The 12,008-nt window shown below is 71.4% G+C and carries 10 protein-coding genes; 1 reads left to right on the forward strand and 9 read right to left on the reverse strand.

Annotation, left to right across the window (positions count from 1 at the left end; genetic code table 11):
* Positions 1-8 precede the first annotated feature (8 nt).
* Positions 9-1,310 (reverse strand): four-carbon acid sugar kinase family protein, encoded by a 1,302-nt coding sequence (locus tag BLT21_RS08915; RefSeq protein WP_091501185.1) that lies wholly within the window; start codon positions 1,308-1,310, stop codon positions 9-11.
* Positions 1,307-2,305 carry a 4-hydroxythreonine-4-phosphate dehydrogenase PdxA gene (locus BLT21_RS08920; protein WP_091501187.1) on the reverse strand — a complete coding sequence of 333 codons (999 nt, stop codon included), beginning with the start codon at positions 2,303-2,305 and terminating at the stop codon, positions 1,307-1,309. Before BLT21_RS08920 ends, BLT21_RS08915 begins: the two co-directional genes overlap by 4 nt.
* 120 nt (positions 2,306-2,425) lie before the next feature.
* Between BLT21_RS08920 and BLT21_RS08925 the strand changes: the two genes are divergently transcribed.
* The gene (locus BLT21_RS08925) at positions 2,426-2,995 is read left to right on the forward strand and encodes a hypothetical protein (protein ID WP_091501190.1); all 570 of its coding nucleotides are present in this window, start codon (positions 2,426-2,428) and stop codon (positions 2,993-2,995) included.
* A gap of 183 nt (positions 2,996-3,178) precedes the next feature.
* Here the strand turns inward: BLT21_RS08925 and BLT21_RS08930 are convergent, their stop codons facing one another.
* The 7 genes from BLT21_RS08930 to BLT21_RS08960 form a co-directional block, all read right to left on the reverse strand.
* Positions 3,179-4,027 (reverse strand): HpcH/HpaI aldolase/citrate lyase family protein, encoded by an 849-nt coding sequence (locus BLT21_RS08930; protein ID WP_091501192.1) that lies wholly within the window; start codon positions 4,025-4,027, stop codon positions 3,179-3,181.
* Complete coding sequence (locus BLT21_RS08935) at positions 4,024-5,211, reverse strand: CaiB/BaiF CoA transferase family protein (protein WP_091501194.1); 1,188 nt, start codon at positions 5,209-5,211, stop codon at positions 4,024-4,026. Before BLT21_RS08935 ends, BLT21_RS08930 begins: the two co-directional genes overlap by 4 nt.
* Entirely contained in the window at positions 5,208-7,154 is a 1,947-nt protein-coding gene (locus tag BLT21_RS08940) for an SUMF1/EgtB/PvdO family nonheme iron enzyme (RefSeq protein ID WP_091501196.1), read from the reverse strand. Before BLT21_RS08940 ends, BLT21_RS08935 begins: the two co-directional genes overlap by 4 nt.
* Positions 7,151-8,083 (reverse strand): ribokinase, encoded by a 933-nt coding sequence (locus BLT21_RS08945; protein ID WP_091501199.1) that lies wholly within the window; start codon positions 8,081-8,083, stop codon positions 7,151-7,153. Before BLT21_RS08945 ends, BLT21_RS08940 begins: the two co-directional genes overlap by 4 nt.
* A complete protein-coding gene (locus tag BLT21_RS15845) occupies positions 8,080-9,450 on the reverse strand; it encodes an ADP-ribosylglycohydrolase family protein (protein ID WP_091501200.1) in 1,371 nt (456 codons plus the stop codon). Before BLT21_RS15845 ends, BLT21_RS08945 begins: the two co-directional genes overlap by 4 nt.
* Positions 9,447-10,616 carry an ADP-ribosylglycohydrolase family protein gene (locus tag BLT21_RS08955; protein ID WP_091501202.1) on the reverse strand — a complete coding sequence of 390 codons (1,170 nt, stop codon included), beginning with the start codon at positions 10,614-10,616 and terminating at the stop codon, positions 9,447-9,449. Before BLT21_RS08955 ends, BLT21_RS15845 begins: the two co-directional genes overlap by 4 nt.
* A 70-nt stretch (positions 10,617-10,686) precedes the next feature.
* Positions 10,687-11,976 carry an ABC transporter substrate-binding protein gene (locus BLT21_RS08960; RefSeq protein WP_091501204.1) on the reverse strand — a complete coding sequence of 430 codons (1,290 nt, stop codon included), beginning with the start codon at positions 11,974-11,976 and terminating at the stop codon, positions 10,687-10,689.
* Positions 11,977-12,008 lie beyond the last annotated feature (32 nt).

The following is a 12,008-nucleotide window of genomic DNA, read 5'->3' on the forward strand; positions in this document are numbered from 1 at the left end:
GCCGCGTCTCAGCGCAGCGACCGGAGTGCGTCCCGCAAGCCGTTCTCGTCGCCGATGTTGCCGGGCACCAGCACGAGCGGCGCGTCACTGGCAGCGCCGACCGGATGCCACGCGATTCCCGCTCCGACGCGACCCGAGACGATCGCGCGTTCGACGCCGAGCGCTCGCGTCGTGATGTCACTGGATGTGATCCCACCCTTGGCGATCACGAAACGCACAACTGCATGGTCGAGGACACGACGGGTCGTCTCGACCAGTGCGCTCGAGACGCGGCGGGCGAACGCAAGGCTCCGCTGCGGATCGTCCCAGCGGTGCACCGAGCGGGTGGTCGCGAGCACTACGGTGCGCGTCTCGATGCGCTCGAGCACCCTCGCGACGATTGGCACGACGACCTCGGCCACAGCGGTGTCGTCGATGTCGACGAGTATCTCGACGTCCAGGGTCACGAGGTCCACGTCGGGTTCGGTGAGGAGCGCACGGAGCTGCGCGGTCGCCTCCGCGACGTGGGATCCGACGACGATGAGCCCGCCTCGCGATTCCGGGACGGCCGGCGGCTGGGGTCTCACCTGGTCGCTCGGCGGACGGTGCAGGAGCGCAGGGAGGAGCCCCGGACTGCATCGGACGATCGTTGCCGTGCCCGTCGGGTCGGCGCGCTCGACAGCATCCGCGATGTGTCGGAGGTCGTCCTCGTTCGAGGCGTCGCACACCACCCATCGGGTCGCAGGGTCGACGAGCGCGTCCGCAAGCGGCCCTCCCGCCGGCACGACGGTGACCTCGCCCTCGTCGAGGATGCCGTCCGACCGCTCGACGACGAGGCGCTGGAGCGACGACGTCGTGTACCCGAACGTCGCGTCGGTCGCGTAGTGCGACGCATGGGCAGGCACCACCCGTCCGCCCTCGCGGACGTGGTGCACGCCGCCCTCGGTCGTCCGTCCAGCGCGCGGGAACGCCGGCGCGAACACGACCCGCTCGGGTGCCAGCCCGTGGGCGCGCATGCCGTCCGCGATCGCCGCGACTTCGGCGACGATGTGCCCGCGGAGCGTCGAGTCGCTTCGACTCACGAAACGTACCGGACGCCCGGCCGCGGCTTTCAACACCGCGTCCACGATGTGCAGCGTGAGGGCGCGCATCTCACATTCGCCGAGGCTGCGGGAGTTGGTGAGGACGAAGAACCCCTCGGGCGACGTGTCGAACGCCCACGTCAGCGCGTCCGGCGAGGACGTTGTGATCACCGCTATGTCGGCGACCGCCTGCGTCCCTGTCGGGTCGTCGTCGAGGATCACGACGGTCGGTCGTGTGGTGACGGTCATGTCGCGGTCGACAGGCGCCCGGCGATCTCGAGCGCGTTGAACATCGAGGCCGTGTCGGCGACGCCCTGGCCCACGATGTCGAAGGCGGTCCCGTGCGCGGGCGTCGCGATCGCGATGCCGAGTCCTGCCTCGACGGTCACCCCTCCTGAGAAGCCCATCGCTTTGAGCGCGAGTTGCCCCTGATCGTGGAACATCGTGACGATGCCGTCGTAGCCGCGCCGCTTCGCGGTGACGAAGAGCGTGTCGGCAGGGAACGGGCCCTCTACGTCGAGACCGGTCGCGGCGACAGCCTCGACGGCGGGCCGGATGACGTCGATCTCCTCGGTGCCGAACGATCCGTTCTCGCCGCCGTGGGGGTTGAGTGCGCAAACAGCCAGACGAGGGCGCTCGAATCCCACGGCGAGCATCTGATCGTGCAGCAATCGCGTGACCGCGATGATCCGCTCGTGGGTGATCAGGTCCGGCACCTGTCGCAGTGATACGTGCGAAGTGACTCGCGATGTCCACAGTCCCGCCGTCGCGTTGAGCTCCGAGACTTCGTGCGCTGAGCCGAGTTGCGCTTCGAACCAACGCATCTCGTCGTATTCGTGCATGCCGCCGGCGTGCAGCGACGCTTTGTTCAACGGAGCGAAGACGAGCGCGTCGGCGTCGCCGCCGAGGATGGCATCGAGTGCGGCGCGCAGTGCGCGCAGTGCCCAGTGCCCCGACTCGGCGGCCACCGCGCCGACGGGGGTGTCGACGAAGTCATCGAGCGCGCGAAGGTGCACGCCCTCAGCCCGGAGGCTGTGGTCCATCTCGTCGAGGAGGCCGGCGTGGGTGAAACCTCTCCGCAGTTCTTCTTCCGCGGCGAAAACGATGAGGTCGTGGCCCTCGCCGGCAGCGCGGCGGGCGATGGCTCGTGCGAGCAGTTCCGGGCCGACTCCCGACGGGTCGCCCCCCGTGATTGCGATGCGCTGTCGCACCGGTGCGATTGAGATCTCATCCTGCGTCACCATTGAGCACCCTTCGAATGTTTTCAGTCGTGAAAACTATATGCCATGAGCCGGTCGGGTTGCGCGGAGGCTGCCGCCTCCATGCGGCGCTGTCGGCGAATCACGAGGCCCCAAACTGGGGTGATGAACGATGCTCCGCAGGTCATCCCCCCGTTGGTCGTCGGATCGGATCCCGTGCGGACGGAACGCGCGATGCGTCCGGCGTTCCTCTTCACCATGTTCGGCGCAGCGCTGATCCCGCTAGTGGCGGTCTTTCTCTCGGCGCTGACCGCCTCGTCCAGCGGTCTCGGCCTGGGGCTGGTGTCGGGACTGTCCTTCACCGTCGTCTCGTGGCTGATGCTGTTCGCCGTCGTCCAGCTGGCTACCGCGCGCGGCGCGCAGTCCATCGCCCGTCCGGTGCTCACCCTCGATGCGAACGGTCTGACCGGCAGCATCCCTCAGGGCGACGTCTTCCTCCCCTGGGCCGCTATCGATCGGATCTCGACCCGCAAGCGCGGCGGCTCGAGGATCGCGACCTTCCACCTCGCGCCCGGACTCACGGAGCAGTCCGCAGGGGTGGCGTCGACCCTCCCGCCGGCGTCGTTCCGGACGCTCGTCAAGCGGGGTTTCCAGGTCGGAGAGGTCGCGATCGACACCCCGCTCGACGCACTGACCGCAGCGGCGAGCGCCTTCACAGCGGGCCGCCTCCGCTGACAGAACTGCGGGCTCCGGCTCGTCCCGAGCGTCGGACCGGCGTGCGGTCTGCTACGCTCCGACGGCGATGCGTTTGCCGAAGAGCCTCGAGACGTTAGATGCGCCCCGAGGGGGTGGGTCGGCGCCGGGGGCTCGGGGCGGGAGTGAGGTCTCGCGGGTCGGGTGAGGGCGGGTCGGGTCGGGTCAGCGGCGCGGCGCGGCGCTGAGGGTGCGCTGGGCGGCCTTGACCATGGCGACGTCGATGAACGTGCCGTCGTCGAGCACGAACGCGCCCGTGCCGTCGGCGGCCGCCGTCCGCACCCGCTCGATGATGCGCTGCGCTCGCTCGATCTCGTCGGGGCCGGGGGTGAAGACCCGCCGGATCACCTCGATCTGCCGCGGATGGATGGCGGTGCGCCCCGCGTAGCCGAGCGAACGACCGGCCGCGCAACTCTGCTCCAACCCGTCGAGGTCGGCGACATCGGCCCACACCGCCATGAGCGGCAGGGGCAGCCCGCCCGCCGCGGCGGCGTTCGCGACCCGGGCGCGCGACCACGCGAGTCCGGGTTCGCCCGCGCGCCCCGCGGGCACTCCGACCTCGGCTCGCAGGTCGGCCTCGCCGACGGCGATCGAAGCGACACCGGCCTGCGCGATCTCGAAGGCCCGCTCGATCGACAGCGCCGACTCGAGCAGCGCGTGCACCTCGCGCCCGGGCACCGCAGCGCGGACGGCCGCGACGTCGTCCGGCGACTGCGTCTTGGGCAATCGGATGCCGAAGGCCGCAGGCAGAGCCGCGACGGCGGCGACATCCGCGCCGTGCGCCTCGGCACCCCGCGCGTTGACCCGCACCTGCACGGCGGGAGCCGAAGCCCCGCGTGACGCCCACACCGCGGTGAAGTCGGCGAGCGCAGCTCGCGCCGACGCCTTGCGCGAGGGTGCCACGGCATCCTCGAGGTCGACGATGACGGCATCCGCTCCCGCATCCAGCGCCTTCTCGAACCGCTCCGGACGATCGGCGGGGGCGTAGAGGGCGACCATGATGGCGCGTGTCATGCGACCGATCCTTCCGAACGCATGCGGGTGATGTCGTCCTCGCTGTAACCGAGCGAGGTCAGCACCTCCTCGGTGTCGGCCCCCGGGGCGCGACCGGTGAAGGCGATCGTCGACTCGTCGCGCGACAAGCGGAACAGCGGACCCTGCATGGCCATCTCACCGAGATCGGCGTCGTGGATGCGGTGCACCGTGCCGAGCGCCTGGAACTGCGGATCGGCGACGATGTCGGACGGCTCGTAGACCGGGGCGACGGCGGCCTGCGCCGCGTCGAACGCCTCGACCACCTCGTCGCGTGTGCGCTGCGCGATCCAGCTGCCGACGGCCTCGTCGAGCTCGTCGGCGTGCTGGGCCCGGCTCGACCCGCTGGCGAACCACGGCTCGGCCGCGAGGTCGGGACGGCCGACGAGGGTCACGACCCGTTCGGCGATCGACTGCGCGCTCGTCGACACGGCGACCCATGAGCCGTCCGCCGTCCGGTACGTGTTGCGGGGGGCGTTATTCGCTGACCGGTTGCCGGTGCGGGGCTGCACGGTCGCCAGCTGATCCCAGCGGGTGATCTGCGGGCCGAGCATCGCCAGGATCGGCTCGATGATCGCCACGTCCACCACCTGCCCGCGCCCATCGCGCTCGCGGGCGTGCAGAGCAGTCATGATCGCGTAGGCGGTGGCGAGCGAGGCGATCCCATCGGCCAGGCCGAACGGCGGCAGGGTCGGCGGCCCATCGGGCTCGCCCGTCGCCGCGGCGAACCCGCTCATCGCCTCAGCCAGGGTCCCGAAGCCGGGTCTGCTGCGGTAGGGCCCGATCTGGCCGAATCCGGTGACGCGGGCGAGCACCAGGCCCGGGTTCTCCGCCGATAGTTCGTCGTACCCGAGGCCCCAGCGCTCGAGGGTCCCTGGACGGAAGTTCTCGACGACGACATCCGCGGTGCGCGCGAGGCGCAGGAACGCCTCACGTCCGTCATCCGTGTGCAGGTCGATCGCGACGGTCCGCTTGTTGCGACCCAGCGTCTTCCACCACAGGTTCTGGCCGTCCTTGCTCGGCCCGTGTCCGCGGGCGGGATCCGGGCGGGTCGGATGCTCGACCTTGATGACCTCGGCCCCCATGTCGCCGAGGTGCATCGCAGCCATCGGACCGGCGAAGAGCGTCGAGGCGTCGATGACCCGCAGCCCGCCCAGCGGGGTCATGACCGCTCCTCCCAGCACACGCGGAATCCGATCGACGGCGACGCGTCCTGGCCGAGGCCGGGCAGCAGCAGCTTGAGCGCGAACTCCGGGGTCTGCACGCCGCCGTCGACGTACCAGTCCGACCCCTCGCTGCGGTGAGCGCTGCCGCCCTTCAGCATGACGAACCGGGTGCGCCCGTCGGAGTGCTCCGACTCGGTCCAGTTCCACACCTCGGGGATGCGGCGGCGGAACGCGGGATCGGATGCCGCAAGCTGCCACTCGTCCTCGGTGGGCAGCCGACCGCCCACCCACGCGGCGTACTCCCGAGCCCGGGCGAACGTCATGCCCGTCGCCGGGCGATGGGGATCGCGGGCAGCCGCCTGCTCGCCGATCGCGTCGAGGAAGCGGGCGTATTCGGCCTCACTCACCTCGCTCGCCCCGACCCGCACCGGATGCCGCAACTCGACGACGCGCTCGAGCGTGCGCTGATCGTGCAGCCGGGGCGGCAACGGCTTCCACTCATCGACGTAGGGGGCACCCTCGTACATCCCGGTCTCGCGGGCGCGGAAACGCACGGTCAGCACATGTGTGCCGGGGCTCACCGCGACGGTCCGACCGTCGCCGCCGCCCGTCGCGTCGCTCCGAGGACCGGTCCAGGTCGGGGCCGCGAGGCGTCGCGCCCGGCGATGCGGGAACGAGGCGTCCGCCACCGGCGGCTCGTCGCGCAGGGCGGCCCTCACCTCGGTGACGAGCGCCGGCACGGCGGTCTCAGCGGACAGCCGCACGGCGGCGGCGACCCCGCCGGCCGGCACGGTCACCGAGGCCACGTCGTCGGCCGCCTCGTGCAGCGGCACCCATCGACCGTCCGCCTCGAGCCCGAAGTCCGCGTCGGCGTCCGACGTGTTGACGAGGCACAGCAGGGTCACGCCGTCGAGCTCGAAGGCCGAGCCGAACACCGGGGAGTCGTGCACGGCGAGCGGCGTCCACTCCCCCTCGACCAGCCAACGGTGCATGCCGCGCTGCACGGGAAGCATGCGCCGGAGCGTCGCCGCGTCGCGATCGTTCCAGCCGACCCACACGCCGAACACGACCTCCCACACCATGACGCCGACGCCGTTGAGCCACGCCGAGCGCAGCTCGCCCGCGTGATCCCGATGCCACCGGCGGATGTGGTGCTGCATGTGGCGCCGCTCGAACCACCGGGCACGCAGCACCCCGGGCACCTCCGAGTCGGCGAACCACTGCGCCCACGACAGGGTGTGGTCGGCGATGCGCTCGGTCGCGAGCTTCGACTCTCCTTCGAGTCCGATGCCCGGGCGCGCGGCGTCGAGGGCGGCGACGAGCTCGGGATCCGCCTTGCGCAGCGTGTCGAGGAAGACGCCGTCGGCCCCGAGACGCCGCACGGTCGCGGCGAGCTCGGTGGCGTCGTCGCCGGAGCGCCGCGTGCCGACGTCCCACGGGTTGTAGTCGACGAACACGGCCACACCGGCGGCGCGCAACGCCTCGGCGGCCTCGACCAGTCCGGGAACGGCGTAGAAGTCCCACTGGTTGCGGTCGTCGATGCCGATGACGGGATACGCGTGCCACAGCACGACGCCGTCGAGCCCGCCGAATCGTCGCTCGGCGTCGGCGAGGAACCGTTCCGGCGTGAAGCGCTGCTCGTCGAAGTCGAAGAACAGCTCGTCCCACAGCCAGACCTGCGCGACGGTGAAGCACCGGCTCGCCCAGGTCGACTCGGGATCGTCGTAGCGGGTCGGCACGCCGTGTCGTTCGCGGGCGCCCTCCCGCCACGCCGTCAGCTGTGCGCGCCATGCGTCGAGCTCGGTCGGATCCGTCGGTGCGACGAAGATCTTGGCGTCGTCGAGCACGGCCGCCGCGTCGCCCGAGCGCACGTCGGCATCGAGGGGAACCGGTGTCGGGAGGTCGATCTCGCGAGGGACGAGGGGGTCGAATCCGCCGCTCACGGCCGGTTCTCCTTCCGGAAGGCGGCGACTTCGTCGCTCGTGGGTACGGCGTCCTGCGCGCCCGGGCGGGTGACGGCGAGAGCCGAAGCGGCAGCACCGGCGCGCGCCGCACCCACGAGCAGGTCGAGGTCGACGGTGTCGGGGCCGCGTCCGGAGGCGGCGAGCGCCGCGGCCAGCACACCGCAGAAGGTGTCGCCGGCCCCCGTCGTGTCGACCGGAGTCACGACGTGCGCCGGCACCTCGGCACGGTCCGCGCCGCAGACGACGAGACATCCCCGAGCGCCGAGAGTGACGACGAGTCCCCCGAGAGACGCCGCGAGGGCGTCGACGGCGTTGACGAGATCGTCGACGCCCGCCGCCTCGAGGGCCTCGTGCTCGTTCACGACGAGCACGTCGGTGGCGGCGAGGAGCGCGTCGGACGCCGTCGCGAAGGGCGCGGACGGAGCCGCGTTGAGTACATGCCACGCTCCGTCGGCTCGCGCCGCCGCGGCATCCCGCACGAGAGCCACCGGTATCTCGAGCTGCGTGAGTACGACCGCTCCCGACGCCACGACCGCGCGCTGCGTGTCGGTGAGCGTGTCACGGGCCGCATTGGCACCGGCGGCGACGACGATCGCGTTCTCTCCGTGCGCGTCGACCGAGATGAGGGCCGTTCCGGTCACCCCGTCGACGCGCAGGAGGCCCGAGACGTCGATGCCGTCGGTGACGAGAGCCGACCGCAGCGTCTCGCCCGCGGCGTCCGTTCCCACAGCACCGACGAACGCGACGTCCGCGCCGCCCGCCCGTCGGGCGCCGACGGCCTGATTGGCGCCCTTGCCCCCGCCGCTGCGCACGAGCGACTCGGCGAGCAGCGTCTCGCCCGGAGCCGGGATGCGGGCGACCCGGGCGACGATGTCCTGGTTGATACTGCCGACGACGACGACGCTCACGAGGTCTCCCCGGCGAGGGCGGCCGTCCGCTCGGCGAGCTCGCGGATCGACCGGTGCGGTCCGCCGGGCATGGAGGTCGCGATGCGATCGTGGAGCGGTGCGGTCCACGCCGGATCGATGTCGTCCGAGCCGACGAGCCCGCCGACGACCGAGCCCACGGTCGCGCCGACCGAGTCGGTGTCCCATCCCCCGGCGACGGCGAGCGCGACGGCCGAACCGAAGTCGCGACCGTGTGCCTGCAGGGCGCATGCGGTGAGCGCGGCATTGTTCAGCGTGTGCACCCAGTGCATCCCGGCGAATCCGGCGTGGAGCGCGTCGAGCGCACCTGCGGTCGAGAGCTCGCCCCTGGCGAGCGCCCGGCCGGTCTCGCGCCCGAACCGCACAGCCTGCGCGAGGCGCGATGCGGGAGGCACGACCGCGTCCGCCGCATCCAGAACGTCGTCGATCGAATCGGCGACGAGCGATGCCGCGCACAGGGCGGCGGCCCACATGGCGCCGTAGAGTCCGTTGCGAGTGTGGCTGAGCCGCGCGTCGATCCACGCCGAATGCGCCGCGGCCCGCACGTCACCGGGATGCGCCCACCCGTGCACGTCGGCGCGGATGAGGGCACCGATCCACTCACGGAACGGGTTGCGGTGCGTCGCGGTCTCGGGCACCGGACGGGCATCGAGGATGTTGCGGTACGCAGCCCGCTCGGCCGTGAAGACGCGACCCGCGGGCAGGGCGGCGAGCCAGGCCTCGGCGACGTGGTCGGTCGTCAGCGCAGCGCCGTATCGCTCGAGCAGGTCGAGCGCGAGGATCGGGAAGTTCAGGTCGTCGTCCTCGGGCATCCCGTCGATGTTCTCGACGAGCGAGGTCGGGGCAGAGCGGCGGTTCCACGGCCAGCGCTCGGCAACATCGGCGGGGAGCCCCCGTGCGGTGAAATAGCCGCGGATCGGCCAGTTCCCCGTGGCACGTGCGATCTGCTCGATGCCATCGCGCGGGATCTTCTCGACGGGCTTGCCGAGCAGGCATCCGGCCGCCCGTCCCAGCCATGCGCCGTGCACGCGGTCGAACGCAGCGCCGCGGGTGCCGCACAGCTGCGGCGGAGTGGGCAGCAGCGCCACGATCGCCGACCAGTCGTCGGGCTCGGCCGCGCTCGGCCGCTGCAACGTCTGCAACTCGTCGAGCACACGCCGCGCCTCCGCCCGCAGCTCGGCCGTGGCCGGTGTCGCGCTCGCCCCGGATGGGGCCAGCACCGTCGCGCCCCCCGCTTCCGCCCAGCGCCGTTCGATCGCCGACAGCTCGTCGTCGGGCACCCCCTGCTCGCGCAGTGCCGCGAGTTCCGCCGGCACCAGGTCTTCGGGCTGAGCCCAGGTCAGTCTCACGCCTCGGCCCCCACCGACAGCAACGACGTCAGCGACTCCGCACGCGCGGCAGCCCGCTCGGCATCCGCGCGGGCGATGTCGCGCACCACGTCGACCATCACCGTCACGACGCCGTCGAGGTCGAGGCGACTCGCGGTCACGACCTCGCTCAGCCACTCCTCGGGTACGGCCTCACTGCCGTGCAGGCCACCGCAGATCGCCCCCGCCATCGTCGCGATCGAGTCCGCGTCGCGGCCGTAGTTGACCGCATCCAGCACGGCGGCACGCAGGTCGCCGTCGTGGGCGACGACGAAGCCGAGCGCGACGGGAAGCTCCTCGATCGCCTTCGTGCGCGAGGGAAGCCGCGCATCCATCGCCGGCGCGCGGTAGGCCTCGCCCACCGTGTCGAACGGTGCGACCGCCGCGCGGACGATGCGACCGAGCTCGCGCGGGTCGTGCGCTGCCCCGACGGCGCGGAACGCGTCGACGGCGTCGAACACGGCGCGGATGGCGGCGGCCGTGCCGTCGTGCGCGACATCCAGCACCGCCCGGCGAACGTCATCGACGGTCGCCCCGGGGGCGGCGGATGCCGCGACGGCGGCGGCGAAGACGCCGGCGGCCTCGCGCCCGTACGACCACTGGTGCGCCCCGGTGATGTCGATGGCCTCGGCGTAGGCGCCGCGGGGGTCGCCGATGTGGACGAGCCCCACCGGCGCCATGTACATGGTGGCTCCGCAGTTGACGACGTTGCCGACGCCGGCCTCGCGGGGGTCGGCGTGCCCGTAATGCAGCTTCATCACGAGCCACTTCTCGGCGAGGAACACGCGTTGCAGGATGAGCGCCTCGTCTTCGAGCTCGGGGATCCAGCGACGTTCACCCATCATCAGCGGTACGAGATCGCCCGCCACGTCGTACGCGTCGAGGTGGCGCCGCTGCTTCGCGTAGACCTCGATGAGCGCGTGGGTCATGAGGGTGTCGTCCGTGACGTGCCCGTCGCCCTTGTGGTACGGCGCGATCGGACGCGCAGTGCGCCAGTCGGCCAGGAACGGCCCGACGATCCCCTCGACGCGTCCGCCGTGGCGCTCCTCGATCTGCTCCGGAGTCCACCCCTCGGTCGCACCGCCGAGCGCATCGCCCACGGCGGCACCCGCCAGTACTGCTGCCACCCGATCGTGCAACACGTCCATTACGTCCCTCTCTTCGTTCGAGCGTGTGGTGCGGGGACGGGCCGTCGGTCGGCCCGTCCCCGCGAGTTCGTCAGCCGGCGACGTCGGCCCAGCCGTCGGTCAGCTGTGCGGCGAGCTCGTCGCGGTCGATCTGGTCGGCCAGGTACTGCTGGAACGCCGGCGTCGCGATCGTGTCCTTCCACTCGGTGTACTTCGACACCTTCAGGAAGGGCGGCCCCTCCAGGCCCTCGCCGGACGCGAGCACCTGCTTCCAGGCGGCGTCGTCGCCGGCGAGCTCGGCGACCTGCGTGCGCGCGGCACCCGACGAGGGGATGAGCGCATCGGCGTAGGCGATCTTCGCGAGGTTCTCGCCGTCCATGAAGAAGTTCAGGAACTCCGCCGACTCCTCCACGTGCTCCGAGTCGATGTTCACCGAGTACGTCTGCGGGTTCGCGGCCTGAATGGCACCGGCCGATCCCTCGAGCGGCGGGAGCGCGACCCAGTTCAGGCCCTCCGGAGCATCTGCCGCGATGTTGGTCGCCTGGAATGAACCCTGAACGGTCATCGCGACCTTGCCGCCGTAGAACGACGGCAGCACGTCCGAGCCCGACTGCGTGAGCGAGGTCGGGTCGATCGAGCGATCGGTGTACGCCATGTCGTGGATGCGCTCGGGCACGGCGAGCTCGTCGTCGCCGACCTCGATCATCGCGTCGTCGCCCTCGCCGTCGAAGTAGCCGCCGTCGAAGCCGAGCGACAGGCTCATGATGGTGGCGGTCGGCGAGCCGAGTCCCCAGCCGAGACCGTAGTGGTCGGCGGTCGTCGTCGCCTTCGCGATCTCCTGCAGCTGCTCCCACGTCATCGTGTCGCCGGAGGGCACCTCGACCCCGGCCTCGGCCAGCAGGTCGGCGTTCGCGAACGCCATGTACGACTGCAGGGTCGACGGGTAGGCCACGATCTGGCCGTCATGCGTCACCGACTGCCAGATGCCGTCCGAGATGTCGGACTTCAGATCGGGGTCGATCAGGTCGGTCAGATCGGCGAGATAGCCGTCGGCCGCGAACGACACGATCGAGCTCGCCTCGAAATGGATGATGTCGGGCGCGGTGCCGCCCGAGAACTGGGTGATCAGCTTGTCGTAGGTGCCATCCCAGCCCGCCTGGATGATCTTCACCTGCACGTCGTCGTTCTCGGCGTTCCACGCGTCGACGATCTCCTGGACCGCCGCCTGCGTCGCCGGCTGGTCCGACAGCGACTGGAACTGGAGGGTGACGACGTCGCCGTCCTGCCCGCCGCTGTTCGCGCTGCCCTGCTGACAGCCCGCCAGCGCGACGGCTGCGATGCCCACGAATGCGACGGCGCCGATGCCGCGGATTCTGCTCATGGTCTGGCCTTTCTGGTTCTCTGGGTTTCGTC

This window comes from Microbacterium sp. cf332 (genome assembly GCF_900102175.1).
In the GTDB taxonomy this organism is placed as follows: Bacteria; Actinomycetota; Actinomycetes; order Actinomycetales; family Microbacteriaceae; genus Microbacterium.